This is a genomic window from Ensifer sp. ENS10 (assembly GCF_014852025.1).
Classification (GTDB): Bacteria; Pseudomonadota; Alphaproteobacteria; order Rhizobiales; family Rhizobiaceae; genus Ensifer.
Genome location: NZ_JACVAS010000003.1, coordinates 50,972 through 74,906, shown reverse-complemented (window position 1 = coordinate 74,906; position 23,935 = coordinate 50,972). Strand labels below are relative to the sequence as shown.

Sequence of the window (23,935 nt, the reverse complement as noted above, 5' to 3'; positions counted from 1 at the left end):
ATCGGAGACAATCCATGTCCATTCCTGTCGCCAAGGCCAAACTTCTGGATGGCCGCAAAGGTCTGATCGTTGGCATTGCCAACGATCGGTCGATCGCCTGGGGCTGCGCCCGCGCCTTTCGCGCCTTCGGGGCGGAAGTGGCCGTCACCTATCTGAACGACAAGGCAAAGCCCTATGTGGAACCGTTGGCGCGTGAAATCGAAGCGCCGCTGTTCTTGCCGCTCGACGTGGCCGTTCCGGGCCAGATGGAAGCCGTGTTCGAGGAGATCGACAAGACCTGGGGGGAGCTCGATTTCCTCGTGCACTCGATCGCCTTTTCGCCGAAGGATACGCTCGGCGGCCGCGTGGTCGACGTGCCGCGCGAGGGGTTCCTCAAGACCATGGACATCTCCTGCTGGTCATTCATCCGCATGGCGCATCTGGCCGAGCCGCTGATGAAGAATGGCGGCACGCTCTTTACCATGACCTATCACGGCTCACAGGTGGTGGTAGAAAACTACAACATCATGGGTGTGGCCAAGGCGGCGCTTGAAAGTGCGGTCCGCTATCTGGCAGCCGAGCTCGGCCCCAAGGGCATCCGCGTCCACGCGATCTCGCCGGGGGCGCTTGCGACGCGCGCCGCTTCCGGTATCCCGGAATTCGACGCGCTGCTCGAAAAGACGAAGGTCAAGTCGCCGTCGCGCGAACTCGTCGATATCGACGATGTCGGCGTTGCGACGGCCTTTCTGGCGCATGACGCCGCCCGGCTGATAACGGGCCAAGTGCTCTATGTCGACGGTGGCTACCACATCATCGACTAGCTGCTGGCTGACCGGCCGGTGCCTGCACGGGTCAGATGTTGCCCATGCAGAGATATTTCATCTCGAGATAGTCTTCGAGGCCGTGGCGGGAGCCTTCGCGGCCGATGCCCGATTGCTTAATGCCGCCGAAGGGCGCGGCTTCCGAGGACATGCGGCCGGTGTTGATGCCGACCATGCCGTATTCCAGCGCCTCGGCCACGTGCCAGACCCGCTTCAGGTTCTCGGCGTAGAAATAGGCGGCAAGCCCATAGATCGTGTCGTTGGCTTCGGCGATCACCTGCTCGGCCGTCTCGAAGCGGATGATCGGAGCGATCGGGCCGAAGGTTTCTTCCTGCGCGACCCGCATGTCGGTCGAGATGCCGGTCAGGACGGTCGGCTCGAAGAAGGTGCCTGACGCGCCGATTCTGTGGCCGCCAGCGCGCACCTTGGCACCCTTGGAAACGGCGTCGGTGACATGGGCCTCGATCTTCTCGATCGCATGCTTGTCGATCATCGGGCCGATGGTGATGCCCGGGGTGAAGCCGTCGCCGACGGTGAGCTCGGCAACTCGGCTGACAAATTTCTCGGCAAAGGCGTCATGCACGCCGGACTGCACATAGATGCGGTTGGCCGAGACGCAGGTCTGGCCGGCATTGCGGAATTTCGCCTGGATGGCGCCGTCCACAGCCTCGTCGATGTCGGCGTCGTCGAAGACGATGAAAGGGGCGTTGCCGCCAAGCTCCAGGCTGACCTTCTTGATCTGGTCGGAGCATTGCCGCATCAAAAGCCGCCCGACCTCGGTCGAGCCTGTGAAGCTGATCTTGCGCACCTTCGGGTTGCTGCAGAGCTCGCGGCCGATCGCGGCACCTTCCGAGGCATAGAGCAGGTTGACGACGCCCGTAGGGAAACCGGCCTTTTCGGCGAGCACGAACATGGCGCCGGCAACGAGCGGGGTCTGCTCGGCGGGCTTCAAGACGATGGTGCAGCCGGCGGCAAGGGCCGGCGAGATCTTGCGGGCGACCATCGAAGCCGGGAAGTTCCACGGCGTGATGGTGCCGACGACACCAACCGGTTGCTTGATGACAAGCATGCGGCGGTCGTTGGCCGGTGCCGGGAAGGTCTCGCCATAGATGCGCTTCGCCTCTTCCGCGTACCATTCGACATAGGCCGCGGCGTGCAGCACCTCGCCCTTCGATTCCGCAATCGGCTTGCCCATCTCGGCGGTCAGGATCGCGGCGAGATCGTCGGCATGTTCCACGATCAGGTCATGCCAGCGCCGGAGCACCGCGCTTCTGTCCTTGGCGGGTTTTGCCGCCCAGAGAACCTGCGCCTTTGCCGCGGCTTCGATCGCCCCATGCGCCTCTTCGATCCCCATCTCCGGAAGGGTCGCCAGCAGCTCACCGGTCGAGGGGTTGAAAACGTCGAAGGTTGCGCCGGTCCAGCCTGCGGCGGCATGTGCAATGGTGTGTAGCGGCGCGAACAGTTCGGCGGCGCGCAGGTGCTTGGTCAAGGCGGGGGTCAAGGTCATTGGCGGGCATCCTCCGGCGATGGTCCGCCGGGAGGCGGCAGACCCGCTTTTGCTTGTTATTGCGGGTGCCGATCGACGTCGGCACCCGAGCTTCACGCGTCTGAATAGACGCGCTAAGTCGCTGTAGCACTTTGAATTGCTGCATAATTTTGTCCTCAAGTCGATCCCGATTTGAGGAATTATGCACCGGGCAACCGCGTTAGCGGTCGCCTGGTCGGGCGTCAACCACGCGCCGCGAGGATCGACGCTTCGAGAATGTCGAGCGCTTCGGCGAAGACTTCGTCCTGGATGGTGATCGGCGCCAGGAAGCGAATGACGTTGCCATGCACGCCGCAGGTCAAGAGGATCAGTCCCTTTTCCAGCGCGATCAGGCGAACCTTGTTGGCGAAGTCGGCGCTCGGCAGGTTGGTCTTCACGTCGTTGAACTCGACGGCATTCATGAAGCCGGGGCCGCGGATGTCGACGATCTCGGGTGCCTGTTCGCGGATGGCGGCAAGGCGCTGCTTGAGCCGGCCGCCGAGCTGCTCGGCGCGTTCGCACAGCTTCTCTTCGGCGATGACATCGAGCACCGCATGGGCGGCGGCGATACCTAGCGGGTTGCCGCCATAGGTGCCGCCAAGGCCGCCGGGGGCCGGCGCATCCATGACTTCGGCGCGGCCGGTGACGGCGGCGAGCGGGAAGCCGCCGGCAAGGCTCTTGGCCATGGTGATGAGGTCAGGCGCAACGTCGTGATGGTCCATGGCGAACATCTTGCCGGTGCGGGCAAAGCCGGTCTGGACCTCGTCGGCGATCAGAAGGATGCCATGCTGGTCGCAGATTTCGCGCAGCGCCTTCATGAAAGCGGCGGGCGCGGGGTAGAAACCACCTTCGCCCTGCACCGGCTCCAGGATGATCGCGGCGACACGGCCCGGATCGACATCGGCGGCAAAGAGCTTCTTGAGTGCTGCGAGCGACTGTTCGGTAGTAATGCCGTGCAGTTCGATCGGGAAGGGGGCGTGGAAGACGTCGCCCGGCATCGCGCCGAAGCCGACCTTATAGGGAACGACCTTGCCGGTCAGTGCCATGCCCATGAAGGTGCGGCCATGGAAGCCGCCGGAAAAGGCGATGACCGCCTGGCGACCGGTCGAGGCGCGCGCGATCTTGACGGCATTTTCGACAGCTTCGGCACCGGTGGTGACGAAGATCGTCTTCTTGGCGAAGTTACCGGGCGTCAGCGCGTTCAGGCGCTCGGCGAGGTGCACGTAGGATTCGTAAGGCACGACCTGATGGCAGGTATGGGTGAAGCGATCGATCTGCGCCTTGACCGCCTCAATGACCTTGGGGTGACGATGGCCCGTGTTGACGACCGCAATGCCGGAGGCGAAGTCGATGTAGCGATTGCCTTCCTTGTCCCAGATCTCCGAGTTTTCCGCGCGATCGGCGTAGATCTGGGTGGTCATGCCGACGCCGCGGGAGATGGCGGCGTTCTTGCGGTCGGTGAGGCTGGTCATGGCGCGTTCCTGTCACGTCTGGAGCTAATATATTGCATTTTTTCTGCAAGTTTATTCTGGAAGTGGTACACCTTTCACAGTCGATTGCAAATCAAATTTGGTGATCGAGACAACACGGGCGCTGATGCGGCGTCCTTGTCAGATCTCAATCGTGACGGGTAAGGTTGCGGACACGTCTGAACTGCACGGATTCGTGCAGCGCCGGCGGGCGGTAAAGGGAAGTTGGAATGGGCGCTGTGCGCTACAAGGTTGCCGAGGCGGCGCGTCTGGCGGGGGTCTCCGCTTCGACTCTGAGGTTATGGGAGACGCAAGGGTTGGTCGTGCCCGAGCGCTCGCCGACGGGACATCGGCAATATACGGAGGGCGATCTTGCCCGGCTGAAGCGCATCGCCTGGTTCCGCGTCGAACGTGGGCTGAACCCGGCCGCGATCCGCGAGGCGCTTGAGGCGGAAGGTGCCGGGGACGACGCTGTTTCGAGCGCGGGCGAGGGCGGCGACAATCAGGTCGGCCGCAAGCTCAGAAGCTTGCGGCACGCGGCAGGAAAGACGCTCGAGCAGGTTGCCGGCGACATCGGCATCGCCGCATCGGTGCTCTCGACGCTGGAACGCACCTCGCAGGGTGTCTCGGTGGCCGTCCTGCACAACATCGCGGAATACTTCGGAACCACCGTTTCCAGCCTCTCCGGCGAGGAGGAAGCGGATGCGCGGGCCGTGGTGCGAGCCGGCGAATGGCGGACCTGGCCGCGCACGACGCCCGGCGTCACCGTGCAACTGCTGGCCGACGGCCGCAACCAGATGGATTGCCACCGCTTCGTGCTGGAACCGGGGGCTTCCAGCGAGGGCGCCTACCGGCACGAGGGCGAGGAGTTCGTCTATGTTCTCTCGGGCCGGGTTGAGTTCATCCTCGACAGCGACCAGTTCTACGACCTCGGCGTCGGCGACTCGCTCTATTTCGAGAGCAAGAGGCGCCATGCCTGGACGAACCGGCACGACGGTGAAACCGTCCTTCTTTGGGTCAATACGCCACCGACATTCTAAGGCCCCGGCCGACTTGAGGCGCTTTCGTTTCTGAAACAATACAAGGGCTTGCGGCCTCGGCCCGGCGGCGGTGACCGGCGCCTCGGTCGTCACGGTCGACCGCCCGCAGGCGAGCTCGGCGCGCTGCCGCCATTCCAGCGGTCAAAGTTTGGCCCTATTCGACCCTAGAGTTTTAGGCGCCGCCTTCAATGCGTCGTGCGACCGATCAGACCTTTCACGCTTCTCTTGAAGCAAATGGCAACCTTGCGGCAAAAATCGTAGCTGACCAGAGAGTTGGCTCCACAAGGAACAGGGCCCGCAAGGGTCGGAACTCCGAGGGGATGTTCAATGTTGAATACGCGCGACCGTCAGTTGGACGGGTTGCGGGCCGCTGCCGTTTCCATGGTTCTGTACGCGCATTTTTTTGCCGCGGACGATTCCCATTGGGGACACATCGGTGTGCGGCTGTTCTTCATTCTCAGCGGCTTTCTGATCACGCGGCTATTGCTCGACGCCCGTTCCGCCGCTCAGTTCGAACCGGCGACGGCTCTCAGATCCTTCTACGCGCGTCGCGCCTTGCGTATCTTCCCACCCTATTTCGGCATGCTGGGCGTCCTGTGGCTGTTCAACCTGGAGGGCGCCAGGGAAGGCTGGGTCTGGCACGCGCTTTACCTCTCGAACTTCTGGTACGCGGTCAAGGACGCGTGGACACCGTGGGTGCTCTGCCACACCTGGAGTCTCAGCATAGAAGAGCAGTTCTATATCGTCTGGCCGCTTCTCGTTCTGCTGACGCCGCGCCGTCTGCTCGGGCGGCTTTGTGTCGGTGTGATTGCCTGTTCGCTGGCCTACCGCTTCTATTGGCCGCTGACAGGCGCCCCCTCGCTCGCGCGCGATCTGCTGCCGCCGGCCTCGATGGATGCGCTGGCGGCGGGTGCCCTCCTGGCCGTCCACCGATCGCATGTCACAGCCTGGCCGCGATGGATGGCGGCCAGCTGGCTGCCGCTTTCCATCCTGTCGCTCGTCCTCCTTTGGGCGCGCTCGACTGCAATGGGGCCGGTGCCCGATTGGCTGGTGTGGATCGGCCTTGAAGTTTCGCCCCTGGTTCCGCTTGCAATGTTGGTGGGCAGCGCCTCCGCCGGGTTCCGCAACGATTTCGGCAGGCTGCTCGAACTCCCGCCGCTGACGGCGCTCGGGCGCGTCAGTTATGGCGTCTACCTGTTTCATCCGGTCGTGTTGGCGCTGGTCGTCAAGGCGCAGGCGTGGATACCGGTCAATGTTTCCGAACAGGGCTTCGGGCGTTTGCTCGTTGCCGGTTCCGCCACTTTGGTCGTCGCGGCCGTCTCCTGGCTCGCCTTCGAGAAACCGCTCAACGCCCTGAAACGGTACTTCCCCTACCTTCGCGCGGGCGGCCGGCGGAGTAGATCGGCCCCAAATGCCGGAAGCTCTGTCAACTGGCTGCAGGGGAAAAAGGGTGAGCGGCCGCAGCCGACCTATCGCACGGACGCCGCTGGCAGGGAAAATGCGCTCCATGCTTCAGATCTGCAATAACGTTCGAGAATGCCCATGACCGTTCCGTTGGTTTCCGTCCTGCTGCCCGTCTACAACGCCGAGCCCTATCTGGCTGCGGCGCTTGAGAGCATTCTGAAGCAGGATTATCGACGGCTGGAGATCATCGCTATCGACGACGGTTCGCGCGATCGTTCGCTGGAAATCATGCGACGCTATCAGCAGGCGGACGACCGCATCACCATCGTCTCGCGCGAAAATCGCGGTCTGATCGCGACCTTGAACGAAGGCCTCACGCTGGCGAAGGGCGACCTCATTGCCAGAATGGACGCGGACGATATTTCCTATCCCTCGCGACTGTCACGCCAGGTGTCGCTGTTCCAGCGGCAGCCGGAGCTTGCGCTGTGCGGCTCGGGTATCGACACGCTGCTTGGCGACCGTATCATCCGCGGCACGCCCAACCCGATCTATCAGCCGGCGAGCCTGCGGGCGCTGTCGAAGTTCTTCACGATCTTCATCCACTCGACCGTCGTCTTCAACAGGCGCGTCATCCCGCAGGATATGCTGACCTATGATGCGCATTACGTGCATGCGGAGGATTTCGATCTCTTCCGAAGGGTTGCCGAGCGTTTTCCGGCCGTGATGATCGACGAGGCGCTGATCGCTTACCGCATTCACGGCAACAGCGTTACGAACACGCATAAGCGCCAGATGCGCCGCACGCATTTGCAGATCGTCGGCGAAAATCTCGAACGCGAAGAGCTTTGCGACGGTCCCTCTGCCTTGAATGATATCGGCCTCGCAGTGACGTCGGAAACGATAGGGCGTGCCGCTGCGTGTATTCTCTCGCTTGAGGCCAGGGTCTCGGCGCTTCCTGCGGAAACCCGCGCCGGATACGAGGCGGGCGCGCTGAATTTCTTCTATTTTCTCTATCAGCTCGTCAGCGACGAGCGGCGGCCGGAACTCACCCACGAGTTTTTGACGCAGACGAGAAAATGGGGGCTCATCCGTCGCCGGGAACGATATGGCCTAATCGCCGGCGCTCGAGTGCCATGGTGCAGCCGCATGACGTTGGCTGCTTCAAGCCGGCTGGATGCTGTGTCGCGGTATCTGCAATCCGTGCCTGCGACGAGCGTCCTTCCGCAGCAAGGGATGCGCTAGCATGACCGTCGAGGGCCTGAAGTGGACAGCGGCGGAACGCAGCGACATGGTGGAGACGCCACGGCCGCCGTCGCCCCCCGCACGCAACGCGCTTTTCGCAAGCTTTATCGTCTGCACGCGCAATCGTGCGGCGGCGCTCGAGACCTGCATTCGATCGATCGAGACAGTTTGTGGCACCCATGCTGCCGGCCGGTGCGAGTTGATCGTTGTTGACAACGGTTCGACCGATGACACGCCTGAACGCATTGCCCGGATGGTTTCCGCTTCCCCGCTGGCAATCACGCACCTCATCGATACCCGACCGGGCCTCGCTGCGGCGCGCAACACGGCCATGGCACGCGCGCGTGGCGGCATTCTGGTTTTCATCGACGACGATTGTGAAATCGACACGAACTATCTGGCTGACCTGGAGCGCCACTACGCAAGCGGCGAAAGCGGAATCATTCGCGGCGGCCGCGTGGAACTCGGAGATGCCAGAGACCTGCCCTTCACGATCAAACGATCGAACGCGCGTGAGCGGTTGACGTGTGACATTCATCCGGGTGGCTTCGTCTTGGGCTGCAACATGACGATGCATCGCGAGGTTGCGCTGCGTGTCGGGGCATTCGACGAACGCTTCGGCGCCGGCACCTCCCTGCAGTCGGCCGAAGACACCGACTATCTGCTGCGCGCCTACAGGCTCGGTATCCCGATCGAATATGTCCCCGACATGCTCGTCTTCCATCACCACGGCCGACGCACCCGCCTGGCAATCGAGAGGCTTCACCGCAACTACAGTTTCGGCAACGGCGCGCTTTGCATGAAGCATATCCGCACGACACCATGGTTGCTGCGGCATTTCTGTTGGACCGTCCGGTCGGCTATCAGGGAAGTCTTCGGCGGCCCCCGGTTCGACCCCGTCCTGCACCTGTCGCATTGGCCAATCGTTTTCATGAACCTGCTCGGCGCTCTCAAGTTCATGAGCCTGTCCGTCGCCGAGCGGACAACGGGCCCGGTCGAACAACGGGCCCGAGAGCAACTCCAGCGCTGAGGACGGCCGCGATGTTCAGAATTCTCTTGCCGAGCCTGCAGCTGTTGCGCAATGCACTGGATGGCCAGATGCGTCTGCTTCCGCTCGTGGTGGTCCTCGGCCTCTGCAGCGCGGCACTGGAGGGCGTCGGTATCGGCCTCATCATTCCCATGCTGGGCATTATTGCCGGCGACCAAGATCCGGCGGCACTGAGCGGCGTCTCCTCTCTTTTCCAGCAGGTCGGATCGGGACTGGACGATCGCGAAAGGCTGATCGTCATCGCCGCTGCTGCCTTTGGGCTGATCTGTCTCAAGAACGTCCTGGCTTTTGCCAACACGGTGCTTGCAACCTTCATCTACGGCAAGGCTGGCCACGCGATCCGAAGCGCACTGTCGGGTCAGTTGCTGCGCATCGGCTACCCGTTCTTCATGAAGGAGAATCCCGGGCGCTTGCTCAACATCATTTCGAACGAGTCCTGGCGAGCATCCGACGCGATACAAACCGTACTTGCTGCCCTTGTGAATGGCGCGGCCGCCGTCATCCTGCTCGCGTTCCTGCTGCTGTTGTCCTGGCAGATGACGTTGTTCGTGGCGCTCGGCCTCGTTCTCGTGCAGCTCGTACACTACGTCCTGTCTGCAACCCTCACGGGGCCGAGCCGCGATGTCACCTCCTTCAACGGCGAGCTGGCGGCACGCATGCTCCACCTGGTCCACGCCGGCCGCCTGATCCGGATATTCGGGCAGGAGGCGCGGGAGAAGGCCGCGTTCGATGGGGCGTCGGATTCGGTCAGGCGCGCCGCCTTCGCACTACAGGCCCGCCAGGGCATGCTGCCACCGCTGACCGAGACGCTCCACTCCGCTCTCTTCCTTGGAGTGGTCGTCAGTGCCTGGTCTGCCGGCATCAGTTTTCCTGTGATCGTTGCCTTCGTGGTTCTGCTCTATCGTTTGCAGCCGCATGTGCGTGCCTTGCAATTGTCCTGGAGCCAGATCCAGGGCTGGAGCGGATCGCTGGAGGAGGTGCATTGGTTGTTGGACTCGTCCGGCAAGCCGCGGCCGCCGGAGGGGAGGGAGCCTTTCAGCGGGCTGCGGCAGCGGCTCAGATTTGATGACGTCACTTTCCGCTATCCGAGCTCGGGTTCCCGAGACGTCGTGCTGCAGTCGGCGGCGTTCGAAATCCGAGGCGGCCGTTCGACGGCGCTTATTGGCCGGTCCGGTGCCGGCAAGACGACGATCGTCAATCTGCTATGCCGCTTCGTCGAGCCGGATGAGGGAAACATTCTCGTCGACGATGTCCCGCTGAACCGGATCGACCCGGTGCAATGGCGAAGCCGGATCGCGCTCGCGAGCCAGGACCTGGAACTGGTTGATGGAACGATCCTGGAGAACATCACCTATGGCCGGGAGGCGACCACCGCAGCCGAAGTGGAGCATGCGGCCAGGATGGCCGAAGCGCATGGCTTCATCGAAGGCTTGCCGCAGGGCTATCAAACCGTCGTCGGCTATCGAGGTGCCAGCCTTTCGGCCGGGCAGCGGCAGCGGGTCGCGCTCGCCAGGGCCCTGGTGCGTGATCCGGATATCCTGATCCTGGACGAAGCCACCAACGCGGTCGACGGGCTATCGGAAGCGGCCATCGTCGAGACGCTGAAGTCGAGAGCGGGACGCCGCACGACGATCGTCATCAGCCATCACCGCAGCACGATCTCGTTCTGCGACGAGGTCGTCATTCTCGGCGGCGGCCAAGTGAAAGGTCAGACAGCTTTCGCCGACGTGGCCGCCTTGAGCATGGATCAGCTTTACGAGCACGAAACCGCGAAAAGGCAGCGGGCTTGAGGGGGGGCCTTGTCCCCGTTCTCTCCAGTTCGCTTGGCCGATCCCAGCCTTCGATGACCGAAACGAAATCGGCGCGCGGCCGTATGATCACGGGCCGCGCCGGTTTGTTTCTCATAGGAATAGGCCGCCCGCTTCCCGTGGTCTCAATGATGTAAGCGGAAAGCGGGCGGGTCCTCGGGATCAGGCTGCCGCGTAGCGCTTTGCCATTTCCGGCAGGCGCAGCGTGCGGATCTTCGATGCCTTGCCGGCCGTGCGGAAGGCTTCGAAGCGCTCCTTGCAGACCTCGGTCATCAGCGCGGTTGCCGGCTTCAGGTAGTTGCGCGGGTCGAAATTCTCCGGGTTTTCGGCGAAGTTCTTGCGGATCGTGCCGGTCATCGCGAGGCGCAGGTCGGTGTCGATGTTGACCTTGCGCACGCCAAGCGGGATCGCCTTCTGGATTTCAGAGACCGGAACGCCCCAGGTCGGCTTCATCTTGCCGCCATAGGTGTTGAAGAGATCCTGAAGATCCTTCGGCACCGACGACGAGCCATGCATGACCAGATGCGTGTTCGGCAGCTTCTTGTTGATCTTGGCGATCGTCTCGATCGACAGGATGTCGCCATCGGGCTCGCGGGTGAACTTGTAGGCGCCGTGGCTGGTGCCGATGGCGACGGCCAGTGCATCGACACCGGTCTTGGTGACGAAATCGAGCGCCTGGTCCGGATCGGTCAGTAGTTCCTCGCGCGACAGCTTGCCTTCGAAGCCGTGGCCGTCTTCCTTGTCTCCGGCGCCGGTCTCGAGGTTGCCGAGGCAGCCGAGTTCGCCTTCGACCGAAACGCCGGCCGCATGCGCGATCTTCACGACCTCTGCGGTGACGGCGACATTGTATTCATAGCTGGCGACGGTCTTGCCGTCCTTTTCGAGCGAGCCGTCCATCATGACGGAGGTGAAGCCGTTGGTGATGGCCGAGATGCAGGTCGACGGCTGGTCGCCGTGGTCGAGGTGCAGACAGACGGGGATATGCGGGTATTCCTCGGCAGCACCCAGGATCAGGTGGCGCAGGAACGCATCACCCGCATAGGAACGGGCGCCGCGGCTTGCCTGAAGGATCACCGGACTGTCGGTGGCATCGGCGGCGCGCATAACGGCCTGAATGTATTCGAGATTGTTCACATTGAACGCCGGCAGCGCGTAATCGTTCTCCGCCGCATGGTCGAGCAGTTGCCGCAATGTGATCAATGCCATTCGGTATTCTCCCTTGGTGCTCGGCGCAGCCTTCCCGGTGCGCCACAAAAACAATCCCGGCTTGAAGCGCCGCATGAACATCATCGCAGGCAAGCGATGGCCGGAATTTCCGTGCGGCGTGACAGCGCGCGCGAATTGGTCGCGCCCACCGAAGTCAGGCGCACAATAGTTCATCGAAGTGGTTTGACAACCGGGCAAAAGGCAGGTTGCCAGAGGTCGAAACGCGCTTCAATCGATTTTACTGTGGACTGGATGCAACACCTTTCCGGTGAACTGGTTTCACTTTCTGGTGGTGCCTTTGAGGGGAGGAAGGCAAGAGTCGCATTTGCGACCGGTGCGTGTATATTTCGTACTGCACACCATGCCGGTCGAGTGCGCGGTGGAAACAGTCTGTCTACATGAAGTGAGGGGTTCGCAAGAAGATTGCGGCGAACGGCGCCATTCTTTACGCACATTACGTAAACTGCCGGCAAAATTCACAAAGTTTGCACGGTCGATGATTCGACGGTGGCTGCGGCCGTGTTTTGTCGACAAAAATTGCCGACCTAAAACGTTGCAGGAGATTTCCCGAAATTGCCCTGCTTCCGTCACACGTCCGTCGCAAAGGCGACGAAAAGAATCGCAAACGAAATACAACCTATAGGATAGAAGGAATTCTGTCCTATAGATAAAGATGCAGACAGCCGCAGAATCCGCCTTGCGTTTGAGGACGATTTGCACTTCTCTCCTGCGATCACAAACCCAAAACAAGGGGAAGGAGAGAAACAAAATGGCATCACTGAAACTCAACCTTAGCGCTGCCGCGCTGATCGGTTCGCTGCTCATCGGAGCAAGCCCGGCGCTCGCCGAAGCTGTCCTGCATCGCGGCAATGCGGGTGAGCCGCAAACCCTGGATCAGGCCCATACCTCGATCAACATCGAAGCGTTCATCCTCAAGGACCTCTACGAGGGCCTGACGATCTATGACGCCGCTGCCAAGATCGTCCCAGGTGTCGCTGAAACGTGGGAGCTCTCGGACGACGGTACGGTCTACACCTTCAAGCTGCGCGCCGATGCAAAGTGGTCGGACGGTTCGCCGGTAACGGCAGAAGACTTTGTCTTCTCCATCCGCCGCGTCGAAGATCCGAAGACCGCGGCCGGCTATGCCAACATTCTCTTCCCGATCAAGAACGCCGAAAAGGTCAACAAGGGTGAACTGCCGACCGACCAGCTCGGCGTGAAGGCTGTCGACGAAAAGACGCTCGAAATCACGCTTGAGCGCCCGACCCCGTTCTTCCTGGAACTGCTGGCGCACCAGACCGCGCTTCCGGTCAGCAAGGCAAGCGTCGAAAAGAACGGCGCTGACTTCGTCAAGCCGGGTGTCATGGTTTCGAACGGCGCGTTCACGCTCGCCGCCCACGTTCCGAACGACAGCCTGACCGTCGTCAAGAACGCCAACTATTGGGATGCGGCCAACGTCAAGCTCGACAAGGTCATCTTCTACCCGATCGACGACCAGGCCGCTTCGGTTCGCCGTTTCGAAGCCAAGGAAATGGATCTCGTCTACAACTTCTCGGCTGATCAGATCGGGCGTCTGCGCACGTCCTACGGCGATCAGGTCCATGTTTCGCCGTCGCTCGCGACGTATTATTACGCCTTCGACACCCGTCAGGAGCCCTATAGCGACGTGCGCGTCCGCCAGGCTCTGTCCATGGCCGTCGACCGCGACTTCCTCGCCAAGGAAATCTATGCCGGTTCGCAGCTCCCCGCCTATTCGATGGTCCCCCCGGGCATCGAAAGCTACGGTGAGCCGTCCAAGGCCGAGTTCGGCACGCTGTCGCAGCTCGACCGTGAAGACAAGGCCGTCGCCCTGATGAAGGAAGCCGGCTACGGCGAAGGTGGCAAGCCGCTCGATATCGAGTTGCGCTATAACACCAACCCGAACCACGAGCGTGTTGCGACCGCTGTCGCCGACATGTGGAAGAACACCTTCGGCGCCAAGGTGTCGCTGGTGAACCTCGACGTGTCCTCGCACTACGCCTACCTGCAGGAAGGCGGCAAGTTCAACGTTGCCCGTGCCGGCTGGCAGGCGGACTACGCGGACGCAGAGAACTTCCTGGCACTCAGCGTCGGCTCCAACAAGACCTTCAACTACGGCCACTTCGAAAACGCTGAATTCGACGGCCTGATGAAGAAGTCCTACGACGAGCAGGATCCGGCAGCCCGCTCGAAGCTGATGCATGAAGCAGAAGCGCTGCTGATGAAGGAACAGCCGATCGCTCCGCTTCTGACCCAGGCCGACCTGTGGCTGGTTGCCAGCCGCGTCAAGGGCTGGGCGGACAATGCTCCGAACGAGCACCTCAGCAAGTTCCTGAGCATCGCCGAATAACGAACAGAGACGACGCGCGGTAACAGGCCGCGCGTCGCCTCCGGAGCACGTCCATGATTTCCTTCATCCTCCGCCGATTGGCGAGTGCGGTGCCGACCTTGTTTATCGTCGTCACCATATCCTTCTTCCTGATGCGGTTCGCCCCTGGTGGCCCCTTCAACCTCGAGCGTCCTCTTCCGCCACAAACGATGGCGAACCTGATGAAGACGTATCAGCTCGACCAGCCCCTTTGGCGCCAATACACGCACTATCTCAGCAATGCTGTGACCGGCGACTTCGGCCCGAGCTATGTCTATAAAGACAACAATGTCGCTGAATTGATCAGCAAGGGTCTGCCCTATTCGATGGAGCTCGGCTTCTACGCGCTGTTGCTTGCTCTCATCGGCGGCGTGACTGCCGGCACGATCGCCGCGCTCAGGCAGAACAGCATTCTCGATTTTGCGATCATGTCGGTCTCGACGATCGGCGTCACCGTGCCGAACTTCGTTGTCGGTCCGGTGCTCGTGTTGATATTCGCGGTCGGCCTTTCGTGGGTTCCCTCCGGCGGTTGGGGTGATGGATCGTTCCGCTCCCTGATCCTGCCGATGATTGCGCTGGCACTGCCGCAGGTTGCGGTTTTCGCGCGCCTGACACGCGGATCGATGATCGAGGCGCTTCACACCGACCACATCCGAACCGCCAGGGCCTACGGCCTACCTGCGCGAACGGTTGTGGTGACCCACGCGATGCGCGGCGCGATGCTGCCGGTCGTGTCCTATCTCGCACCCTGTGCCGCGGCGCTGCTGACCGGTTCGGCTGTCGTCGAGACGATCTTCACCATTCCGGGTGTCGGCCGTTACTTCGTCCTCGGCGCGATCAACCGTGACTATACGCTGGTGATGGGCACGGTCATTCTCGTTGCAATCTTCGTCATCGTTTTCAATCTCCTGGTCGACATTCTCTACGGCCTGCTCGATCCGAGGGTTCGCCATGACTGATATCGTCCAGACCCCGGTGGTGACACCGGAAACCAAGGGGCGCAGCCTCTTCCAGCTCGCCGCCATGCGCTTCAAGCGCAACCGTGCCGCCATGGCCGGTTGCGTGATGCTGGCACTGATCGCGCTGTTCTCGTTCTTAGGTCCGCTGTTTGTGCCGCATACCTATGACCAGGTGTTTCCGTCATACGTCACGAAAGCCCCCAGCCTCGAGCCGCGGCCCGACGTTTCGACGTTGCAGGGGGTGATGGAAGGCATCGCGACCCGCGCCCGCGTCACGCTCAAGGAGTTCAATCTCGAGGGTGAGACCTTCACCGCGACGATCACCTCGGAACAGCCGATCGATGCGCGCGCAACGCGCTATTTCGATCGCGCCAACGAGTTCCGCGACACCCAGGTGGTGGCAACGGAAGATGACGGCCGCACGCTGAAAGTGACCGGTCAGGTCGACCGGGAATACTTCCCCTTCGGCACCGATTCCAACGGTCGCGATCTTCTGGTCCGCGTCATGCTCGGTGGCCAGATCTCGATAGCCGTCGGCCTGCTGGCGAGCCTCGTTTCGCTCGGCATCGGCGTCGTCTACGGCGCGACATCGGGCTATATCGGCGGCCGCGTCGACAACGTCATGATGCGACTGGTGGAGATCATGTATTCTCTGCCCTTCGTCTTCCTCGTCGTCGTTCTCGTCGTGTTCTTCGGTCGCTCGTTCATCCTGATCTTCCTGGTGATCGGGGCGGTGGAATGGCTCGACATGGCCCGTATCGTGCGCGGCCAGACGCTTGCGCTCAAGCGGCGCGAGTTCGTCGGCGCCGCGCAGGCACTCGGCCTGACCGATTGGCAGATCATCCGCCGGCACATCATCCCCAATACGATCGGTCCGGTCATCGTTTTCGTGACCGTCGTCGTGCCCAAGGTGATCCTGCTCGAGAGCTTCCTCTCCTTCCTTGGCCTCGGCGTTCAGGCGCCGCTGACGAGCTGGGGAGCGCTGATCTCGGAAGGCGCAAACAACATCCAGTCGGCGCCGTGGCTGCTCATCTTCCCGGCCATCTTCTTTGTCCTGACGCTGTTCTCGCTGAATTTCGTTGGCGACGGCCTGCGCGACGCGCTCGACCCGAAGGATCGCTGACATGGCAGATACCAAGGAAACCATCCTGGCCGTTCGCGGCCTCAAGGTGAACTTCTCGACGCCTGATGGCACGGTGGAAGCGGTCAAGGGCATCGATCTCGACGTCCGTACCGGTGAAACGCTTGCGGTCGTCGGCGAGTCCGGCTCCGGCAAGAGCCAGACGATGATGGGCATCATGGGCCTGCTCGCCAAGAACGGTGAGGTCACCGGCTCCGCGCGTTACCGCGGCCAGGAGCTTGTGGGCCTGCCGCCCAAGGCGCTGAACGAGGTGCGCGGTGCGAAGGTCACCATGATCTTCCAGGAGCCGATGACCTCGCTCGATCCGCTCTATCCCGTCGGCCGCCAGATCGCCGAGCCGATCGTGCACCATCGGGGCGGCACGTTCAAACAGGCGCGGGCGCGCGTGCTTGAACTGCTCGAGCTCGTCGGCATCCCGGAACCTGGGCGCCGCATCGACAGCTATCCGCATGAACTTTCGGGTGGCCAGCGTCAGCGCGTGATGATCGCCATGGCGCTTGCCAACGACCCGGATCTCCTGATCGCGGACGAACCGACGACGGCGCTCGACGTGACGATCCAGGCGCAGATCCTTGATCTGCTCAAGTCGCTGCAGAAGCGCTTCGGCATGGCGATCGTGCTGATCACGCACGACCTCGGCATCGTCAAGCACTTCGCGGACCGCGTTGCGGTGATGCGTCGCGGCGAAGTGGTGGAGAGAGGCACGACGGCTGACATCTTCGAGCGGCCGCAGGCCGACTACACGAAGATGCTGCTCGCGGCCGAGCCGAGCGGCCGCAAGGCGTCGCCGGCCGACAGCGCGCCGATCATTCTCGAAGGCCGCGACGTCTGTGTCGACTATCAGATCGGCGGCGGGCTTTTCCGGGGTGGGAAGTCTGTCTTCCGTGCGGTGGACAACGTCAATCTGCGCCTGCAAGAGGGGCAGACGATCGGCGTCGTCGGCGAGTCCGGTTCCGGCAAGTCGACGCTCGGTCGTGCGCTTCTAAGGCTTCTGCCGAGCAGCGGCTACTATCGTTTCGGGACGACGGATATTTCCGGCTTCGACCGCGGGCAGATGCGGCCGCTGCGTCGCACGTTGCAACTCGTCTTCCAGGATCCGTACGGCTCGCTTTCACCCCGGCGCACCGTCGGTGAGATCATCACCGAAGGCCTGCAAGTGCACGAGCCCGAGCTCAGCCGTGCCGATCGCGACCGCCGGGCGTCAGAAGCGCTGAAGGAAGTGGGGCTCGACCCTGCGTCCCGCAACCGCTACCCGCACGAGTTCTCGGGCGGCCAGCGGCAGCGCATCGCGATCGCCCGCGCAATGATCCTGAAGCCCAAGGTCGTCATTCTCGACGAACCGACCTCGGCGCTCGACCGCTCGGTTCAGGGTCAGGTGATCGAACTCCTGCGCGACCTGCAGCGCTCGCATGGGCTCTCCTACATCTTCATCAGCCACGATCTTTCGGTGGTGAAGGCGATGTCGGACTATGTGATCGTCATGAAGAACGGCAAGATCGTCGAGGAAGGCGAAACGGACGCGATCTTCGAGGCGGCGAAGCAGCCCTATACCAAGACGCTGATCGGCGCAGCCTTCAACGTCTGAGCCGGCCGATACCGCAGTTGACAGGGACGCGAGCGATCGCGTCCCTGCTTTATTCCGGGCACTTGCGGTTTCGGCGCGGGCTCTGATCAGAGTTCGCCATCGGCCGGGAAATCTGCAGCGACAAGCTTCTTGTCGAGCCCGAACTTCTGCATTTTCTCGTAGAGCGTCTTGCGCGAAATGCCGAGAGACTCGTAGACCGGCTTCAGGGCGCCGCCATGCGCGGCAATGGCGCTGGCGATGAGACCCTTTTCATAGGCTGCCACCTTGTCGGCAAGCCGGCCGCTCTCTTCCTTCGCGGCATCGAGCGGTGCTGAATCAAGCCCGAGCACCAGCCGCTCGGCGGCGTTGCGCAGTTCGCGCACATTGCCCGGCCAGTCGCGCTCCGCCATTTCCGCCAGCATGGCTTGCGAGACCTCGACTTCATCGCGGCCATAGCGTGCCGCAGATTCCCTTACCAGTTGCAGGAAGAGCAGCGGGATATCGGCGCGGCGCTGGGCGAGCGAGGGAACCCGAAGCGTTGCGACGTTGAGGCGGTAGAGCAGATCGGCGCGGAAGCGCCCCGCGGCAACTTCCCTTTCGAGATCGACCTTGCTGGTGGCGATGAAGCGCACATCGAGCGGTACGACTTCGTTCGATCCGAGGCGGGTGATGACGCGTTCCTGGAGGACGCGCAGGAATTTTGCCTGAAGGTCGAACGGCATCGAGCCGATCTCGTCGAGCAGGATGGTGCCGCCGCGACCATGCTCGAATTTGCCGTAGCGCGGACGAATGGCGCCGGGAAAGGCGCCGGGCTCGTGGCCGAAGAGTTCGCTCTCGATCAGGTTCTCCGGCAGGGCCGCGCAGTTGATGGCGATGAACGGGCTGTTGGCGCGAGCGCTGAGATCATGCAGCGTGCGGGCCAGCACCTCCTTGCCGACGCCGGTATCGCCGATGATCAGCGTGTCCGCGTCGGCTGCGCCGATGGCGCGGATACGATAGCGCAGATCGACCATGACCTGGCTGCGGCCGGGGAGCCGCTGCTCGATGTCGTCGCGTTTGCCGGCGACGGCTTTCAGCCGGCGGTTTTCCAGAACGAGCGCGCGCCAGTCCAACGCCCGGCGAATGGTGCCAGCGAGCATCTGTGCCGCAAACGGCTTCTCGACGAAATCATAGGCGCCTTCGCGCATCGCGCGCACGGCAAGCTGAACGTCGCCATGGCCGGTGACGAGGATGACCGGCACCTCGGCATCGATCTCTCGGATGCGTTGTAGCAGCGTCATGCCGTCCATGCCGGGCATGCGGATGTCGCTGATGACGACACCGGCGAAGCTGTAGCTGATGAATTCCAGGGCACATTCGGCTGCGGCGAAGACATCGACGCGGAAACCCGCCAGTTCCAGCGCCTGCGCGCTCGAATGGCGCACCTCCTCTTCGTCGTCGACGAGCAGGATCCGGCTTTCGATCATTCGGCAGCCTCCCGGGCATTGCTGTTTTCAGCGGCAAGTTCGATCCGGAACTCGGCGCCGCCTTCCGCAAGGTTGGTTGCGATAAGACTGCCACCGAAATCCTTGATAATGTTATAGGAAATCGAAAGGCCAAGGCCCAGCCCCTTGCCGACGCCCTTTGTGGAAAAGAACGGATCGAAGATACGCTCGGCAATCGCCGGCGCGATGCCAGGTCCCCGATCGCTGACCGTCAGCACCACCTTGTGGTCTTCCTGTCGGGCGCGAAGGCGAATGGTCCGGTCATCAAGCCCCTCGACCGCATCGGCCGCATTGGAGATGATGTTGACGAGCACCTGCTGCAGGCGGACTGAGCCGGCACGGACGACGAGCGGTTTATCGCCGAGATCGATGTCGATGGTTGCCGCTGCGGCCTTCAGCCGAACCGATACGATCTCCATCGTATCGCGCACCACCTCTTCGACCGGAACCGGCCCAAGCTTCTCATTCGGTTTGCGGGCGAAATTTCGCAGATGCTTGCTGATCGCCGCCATGCGGTCGACGAGCCCGGAGATCCGGCGGATATTGTCGGTCGCCTCGTCGGAGCGACCACGTTCGATCAGCAGGGCCGCGCTGTCGGCATAGGTCTTGGCGGCGGCAAGTGGCTGGTTGAATTCGTGCGAAAGCGCCGCGGACATTTGGCCGAGACCTGCCAGTTTGCCTGCCTGGATCAGGTCGGCCTGTGTGCGGCGCAACTGCTGTTCCGTCAGGCGACGTTCGGCGATCTCCTCCTCGATCTGGGTATTGACGCGCGCGAGGTCGGCGGTGCGTTCGTCGACACGGCGTTCGAGTTCGACCTGCGCTTCTGCCTGCATTGAAATGCGTTCGTTGAGCCGCGCACGCCGCTGCAGAACAATGGCCACGCCAAGGCCGGCAAGACAGATCAACAGCAGCGCGGCGGCGACGGTGGTCAGCGCTTGCGTATAGGCAGAGGCCGTATCCACCAGTACGTTCACGGTCCAGTCGGCATCCGGCATATATTGGGAGAGCACGAGGTATTCGCGGCTCGAACCGCCGGAGGAGACGGTCATGAAGCGGTGGTCGGACGCGTTGCTCTCTGCCATGGGCAGCGGACGCAGGGTGGCGTCGGCGTACCGCCTCGAGGCTTCGGTGCGCGCGCGGCGGTCTGAGGTCAGCGGCAGGATAGAGGAATAGAGCCAGTCCGGGTCCCCGGACATGAAGATGATGCCTTCGGGATCGGAAACGAAGATCCTGTATTCCCCACCCTGCCACGAGGCTTCGATGCTTTCGACATCGACCTTGAAGACGATAACGCCGCGGATTTCGTCGCCGATCTGGATTGGCGAGCCGAAATAGTAGCCGCGCTTCAGCGATGTGGTGCCAAGCGCATAGAACCGCGACTGCTGTCCGCGAAGCGCTTCCTGGAAATAGGGCCGGTAACTGAAGTTCTGGCCGACGAAGCTCGTTGGCCCGTCATAGTTGCTGGCAGCGATCGTATCGCCGTCCGGCGTGATGACATAGATATCGGAGGAGTGGAGCAGCGCGTTGATGTCTTTCAGATAGGTGTTCACCGCCTCCCTCAGTCGCCGATCACGCGGGCGGGTGACCAGTTCCTGAACGTCTTCGTGATCGGCGATCAATGCTGGCAGCGCCTGATAGCGGTTGAGGTGACCATCGAGCGCCGTGACGGCGAGCCGGAGAGCGGTGGTGGCTTGAGCGGTCGCCTCGCGCAGATAGCTGTCTGTCGTGACCGCATAGCCTTTCCAGGCCAGCATGGTCGCAAGCAGCGGCAACAGCAGGAATCCAAGAGCCAGGCGAAATTTCACAGGTGTCCGCGCGCCTCCTCGCGTGCTTACGGCAACATGCCGCGAGCCGATCTTATGCATCGGCGCAACCGGTCACAAGCGCAGCGCTGCCAGGCATATGATTGTTGACGAGTCTCTGGTGTCGTCAATGAAATGTTGACAATGCGTTTGGCCGTCGCCGTCTTTCGCCGACGGCCGGATGAGCGCATCTATGACCCAACGGAGCGCCCGGTGGCGCCGGAGAGAAAGGATCACGGCAATGCTCAATCAGATCAAGGGTCTGCATCACGTCACTTCGATGGCCGACGATGCGCGCGAAAACAACCTGTTCTTCACCAAGTCGCTCGGCCTGCGCCGCGTCAAGAAGACGGTCAACTTCGACTCGCCGGATGTCTACCACCTCTATTACGGCGACGAAGCCGGCACACCCGGCACGGTCATGACCTATTTCCCGTTCCCGAACATGCCGCGCGGCCGTGCCGGTACCGGTGAAGTCGGGACCACCGTCTTCTCCGTGCCCGAAGGCTCGCTCGGCTTCTGGCGGGATCGCCTGACGGCATCGGGTATCTCCGGTCTCAAGGACGAAGAAACCTTCGGCGAGAAGCGCCTGAACTTTGCCGGCCCTGATGGCGACGGCTTTGCGCTCGTAGAGGTCAAGGGCGATCAGCGCACGCCCTGGACGGAAGGCGGCATCTCGGCGGATCACGCGATCCGGGGCTTCCACTCCGCCGCCCTCCGTCTTCGTGATGAAGGCGCGACGGCCGAACTGCTGAAGTTCATGGGCTATGAGGAGCTTGACCGCAAGGACGGCGTCACGCGTTTGATCGTGCCTGGCGGCAACGATGCGCGCGTCATCGACCTCGAGACGATGCCGAATATCGGCCGCGCTTCTCAGGGCGCCGGTTCGGTGCACCATATCGCCTTTGCCGTCGAAAACCGCGAAAAGCAGCTGGAAGTGCGCAAGGCGCTGATGGATACCGGCTACCAGGTCACCCCGGTCATCGACCGCGATTACTTCTGGGCGATCTACTTCCGCACGCCGGGGGGCGTGCTGTTCGAGATCGCCACCAACGAGCCAGGCTTCGACCGGGACGAGGATCTCGCTCACCTCGGCGAGGCGCTGAAGCTGCCGCAGCAGCACAAGCACCTGCGTCCGATTCTGGAAAGCCACCTGCAGAAGATCGACGACTAACACGTCGATGCAGAGAAGGCTCGCCGTTATGGCGAGCCTTCGGCACCGGATTGTACGGAAGAACGGTTCACAGTTTCGTCGAAACCGTGAATCTAACGCTTTGAAAACAGGCAATCTCGGACGGGGTGTTTACCCGTTTCCGGAAATTGCTCCAGGAGACAAAAATGGTCGATCATGGCTACGTTCACAAACTGAAGGCCGGCAAGCCCGGCCAGCCGATCTTCTTCGTCTTTCACGGGACGGGCGGAGATGAAAACCAGTTCTTCACCTTCGCGTCCGAGCTGCTGCCCGATGCGACGATCGTCTCGCCGCGTGGCGACGTGGCGGAATATGGGGCTGCGCGCTTCTTCAAGCGCACGGGCGAGGGCGTCTACGACATGGCGGATCTTGCACGCGCCACCGAGAAGATGGCCGGTTTCGTCAAGGCATTGGCCGCCGAGCATCAGGCTTCGGAGGTGATCGGCCTTGGCTATTCCAACGGCGCGAACATTCTTGCCAATGTGCTCATCGAAGACGGTGTCTTCGACAAGTCGGTGCTCATGCATCCACTGATCCCGTTCCGACCGAAGGACAACGCGGGCCTCAAAGGGCGCCGGGTGTTGATCACGGGCGGCGAACGCGATCCCATCTGCCCGGCGCCGCTGACGCAGGCCCTGGCAGACTATTTCCAAGGGCAGGGCGCCGTAACGGAAACCGAATGGCACCCGGGTGGCCACGATATCCGCCAGAACGAGGTCGCCGCGATCGGGCGTTTCCTGAAAGGTTGACGCTATTCCAGCCGGCGGCGGAACAGCCATGAGGCGGCCGAGAGGGTGACGATGGCGATCAGCAAGAGCGGGATCGTCTGGCGCGCCACCTCGACCGCCGGAATGTCCTTTAGGAATACGCCCTTCACAATGACGAGGAAATAGCGCAACGGGTTGACGTAGGTGATCGGTTGCAGCCACGAGGGCATGTTCTCGATCGGCGTCGCGAAACCGGAGAGCAGCATTGCCGGCACCATGAAGAGAAATGCGCCGAGGATCGCCTGCTGCTGTGTCATCGACAGCGCCGAGATGAACAGGCCGAGACCGACGACGGCGGCCAGGTAGAAGACGGCGCTGCCGTAGAGCAGGAACAGCGATCCGCGCAGCGGCACCCCGAAGATGAAGACGGCGGCCAGTATGTAGATGGTGATATGGAACAGGCCGATCATCATTGGCGGGATCAGCTTGCCGATCAGGATTTCGTGGGTTCGAAGCGGTGAGACCATGAGCTGATCGAAAGTGCCGAGCTCGCGTTCGCGCGCGATCGATAGCGCGGTCACGATCAGGCCGATCAAAAGAGCGATGCTCGCCACCAGGTTCGGCACCATGAACCATTGATAGGTGAGGTTCGGATTGAACCAGTTGCGCGCAACGACCGTGACGGCGCTCGACGCCATGCGTTGGCCGGCCGGAGTCTCGGCGGCAAGCGTTCCGACGATGCGACTGAGATAGCCGGAGACGATCTGCGACGCGTTTGAGCGGCGCCCGTCGAGGATGAGCTGCACCTTTGCCGGCCGGCTCCCCTCAATATCGCGCGAGAACGTCGGGCCGATTTCGATCGCGGCAATGACCTTTTGGGTGTCGATCGCCACGCGCACCTCATCGGGGCTGTTGGTGAAGCGGATGCTGCGGAAGGTCGGCGACCCCTGGATCTCCTGAACGAGATCCTGGCTCCAATGGCCGTTGTCTCGGTTCAGCACCAGGACGTCGACGTTCGTTACCTCCAGCGTCGCGGCATAGGAAAACACCAGCAGTTGCATGATCGGCGGCACGATCAGCACGGTGCGTCCCTTGGGATCACGCAGCACCGCCAGCAATTCCTTGACGATCAGTGCCTTGAGCCTTGTCCACCACATC

The 23,935-nt window shown here is 62.3% G+C and carries 18 protein-coding genes; 12 read left to right on the top strand and 6 right to left on the bottom strand.

Features of this window, described 5'->3' with window-relative positions; all coding sequences use genetic code 11:
* Nucleotides 1-14: 14 nt before the first annotated feature.
* Nucleotides 15-800, top strand: a complete 786-nt coding sequence (fabI, locus tag IB265_RS13645; RefSeq protein ID WP_113132646.1) for an enoyl-ACP reductase FabI — start codon at nucleotides 15-17, stop codon at nucleotides 798-800.
* A gap of 31 nt (nucleotides 801-831) precedes the next feature.
* Here fabI and IB265_RS13640 read toward each other — a convergent pair whose 3' ends face one another.
* Both IB265_RS13640 and IB265_RS13635 read right to left on the bottom strand, forming a co-directional pair.
* The gene (locus IB265_RS13640) at nucleotides 832-2,307 is read right to left on the bottom strand and encodes an NAD-dependent succinate-semialdehyde dehydrogenase (RefSeq protein ID WP_057248538.1); all 1,476 of its coding nucleotides are present in this window, start codon (nucleotides 2,305-2,307) and stop codon (nucleotides 832-834) included.
* Between the two features lie 221 nt (nucleotides 2,308-2,528).
* Nucleotides 2,529-3,797 (bottom strand): 4-aminobutyrate--2-oxoglutarate transaminase, encoded by a 1,269-nt coding sequence (locus tag IB265_RS13635; RefSeq protein ID WP_057248537.1) that lies wholly within the window; start codon nucleotides 3,795-3,797, stop codon nucleotides 2,529-2,531.
* A gap of 227 nt (nucleotides 3,798-4,024) precedes the next feature.
* Here IB265_RS13635 and IB265_RS13630 point away from each other — a divergent pair, with 227 nt between their 5' ends.
* The 5 genes from IB265_RS13630 to IB265_RS13610 all read left to right on the top strand — a co-directional run bounded on the left by IB265_RS13630 (nucleotide 4,025) and on the right by IB265_RS13610 (nucleotide 10,318).
* Nucleotides 4,025-4,834, top strand: a complete 810-nt coding sequence (locus IB265_RS13630) for a MerR family transcriptional regulator (RefSeq protein WP_057248536.1) — start codon at nucleotides 4,025-4,027, stop codon at nucleotides 4,832-4,834.
* A 327-nt stretch (nucleotides 4,835-5,161) separates the two neighbouring features.
* Nucleotides 5,162-6,361, top strand: a complete 1,200-nt coding sequence (locus IB265_RS13625) for an acyltransferase (RefSeq protein WP_057248535.1) — start codon at nucleotides 5,162-5,164, stop codon at nucleotides 6,359-6,361.
* 15 nt (nucleotides 6,362-6,376) lie between these two features.
* Complete coding sequence (locus IB265_RS13620) at nucleotides 6,377-7,480, top strand: glycosyltransferase family 2 protein (RefSeq protein ID WP_057248534.1); 1,104 nt, start codon at nucleotides 6,377-6,379, stop codon at nucleotides 7,478-7,480.
* A 46-nt stretch (nucleotides 7,481-7,526) separates the two neighbouring features.
* A complete protein-coding gene (locus tag IB265_RS13615) occupies nucleotides 7,527-8,510 on the top strand; it encodes a glycosyltransferase family 2 protein (RefSeq protein WP_057248782.1) in 984 nt (327 codons plus the stop codon).
* 11 nt (nucleotides 8,511-8,521) lie between these two features.
* On the top strand, nucleotides 8,522-10,318 hold the full coding sequence (locus IB265_RS13610) for an ABC transporter ATP-binding protein (RefSeq protein ID WP_057248533.1): 1,797 nt from the start codon (nucleotides 8,522-8,524) through the stop codon (nucleotides 10,316-10,318).
* 180 nt (nucleotides 10,319-10,498) lie between these two features.
* Here IB265_RS13610 and fba read toward each other — a convergent pair whose 3' ends face one another.
* Nucleotides 10,499-11,542 carry a class II fructose-bisphosphate aldolase gene (gene fba / locus IB265_RS13605; protein ID WP_057248781.1) on the bottom strand — a complete coding sequence of 348 codons (1,044 nt, stop codon included), beginning with the start codon at nucleotides 11,540-11,542 and terminating at the stop codon, nucleotides 10,499-10,501.
* 769 nt (nucleotides 11,543-12,311) lie between these two features.
* Between fba and IB265_RS13600 the strand changes: the two genes are divergently transcribed.
* From IB265_RS13600 to IB265_RS13585, 4 genes are read left to right on the top strand one after another with little or no spacing between them, the layout of a single operon-like run.
* Entirely contained in the window at nucleotides 12,312-13,910 is a 1,599-nt protein-coding gene (locus IB265_RS13600) for a peptide ABC transporter substrate-binding protein (protein ID WP_057248532.1), read from the top strand.
* A 53-nt stretch (nucleotides 13,911-13,963) separates the two neighbouring features.
* Nucleotides 13,964-14,887: an oligopeptide ABC transporter permease OppB gene (oppB, locus tag IB265_RS13595; RefSeq protein ID WP_057248531.1), complete on the top strand. Its 924-nt coding sequence runs from the start codon at nucleotides 13,964-13,966 to the stop codon at nucleotides 14,885-14,887.
* On the top strand, nucleotides 14,880-16,010 hold the full coding sequence (locus tag IB265_RS13590; protein ID WP_057248530.1) for an ABC transporter permease: 1,131 nt from the start codon (nucleotides 14,880-14,882) through the stop codon (nucleotides 16,008-16,010). The genes oppB and IB265_RS13590 overlap by 8 nt, the downstream gene beginning before the upstream one ends.
* Before the next feature lies 1 nt (nucleotide 16,011).
* The gene (locus IB265_RS13585; protein ID WP_057248529.1) at nucleotides 16,012-17,613 is read left to right on the top strand and encodes an ABC transporter ATP-binding protein; all 1,602 of its coding nucleotides are present in this window, start codon (nucleotides 16,012-16,014) and stop codon (nucleotides 17,611-17,613) included.
* 86 nt (nucleotides 17,614-17,699) lie between these two features.
* On the opposite strand, the gene IB265_RS13580 is transcribed toward IB265_RS13585, so the two are convergent.
* Together IB265_RS13580 and IB265_RS13575 are read right to left on the bottom strand one after the other, a co-directional pair.
* On the bottom strand, nucleotides 17,700-19,058 hold the full coding sequence (locus IB265_RS13580; protein ID WP_057248528.1) for a sigma-54 dependent transcriptional regulator: 1,359 nt from the start codon (nucleotides 19,056-19,058) through the stop codon (nucleotides 17,700-17,702).
* The gene (locus IB265_RS13575) at nucleotides 19,055-20,881 is read right to left on the bottom strand and encodes a sensor histidine kinase (protein WP_057248527.1); all 1,827 of its coding nucleotides are present in this window, start codon (nucleotides 20,879-20,881) and stop codon (nucleotides 19,055-19,057) included. Before IB265_RS13575 ends, IB265_RS13580 begins: the two co-directional genes overlap by 4 nt.
* A 238-nt stretch (nucleotides 20,882-21,119) precedes the next feature.
* On the opposite strand from IB265_RS13575, the gene IB265_RS13570 reads away from it, so the two are divergent.
* On the top strand, nucleotides 21,120-22,052 hold the full coding sequence (locus IB265_RS13570; RefSeq protein WP_057248526.1) for a VOC family protein: 933 nt from the start codon (nucleotides 21,120-21,122) through the stop codon (nucleotides 22,050-22,052).
* 164 nt (nucleotides 22,053-22,216) lie between these two features.
* Nucleotides 22,217-22,819 carry an alpha/beta hydrolase gene (locus tag IB265_RS13565; protein WP_057248525.1) on the top strand — a complete coding sequence of 201 codons (603 nt, stop codon included), beginning with the start codon at nucleotides 22,217-22,219 and terminating at the stop codon, nucleotides 22,817-22,819.
* Between the two features lie 2 nt (nucleotides 22,820-22,821).
* Here the strand turns inward: IB265_RS13565 and IB265_RS13560 are convergent, their stop codons facing one another.
* A complete protein-coding gene (locus IB265_RS13560) occupies nucleotides 22,822-23,934 on the bottom strand; it encodes an ABC transporter permease (RefSeq protein WP_057248524.1) in 1,113 nt (370 codons plus the stop codon).
* Nucleotide 23,935 lies beyond the last annotated feature (1 nt).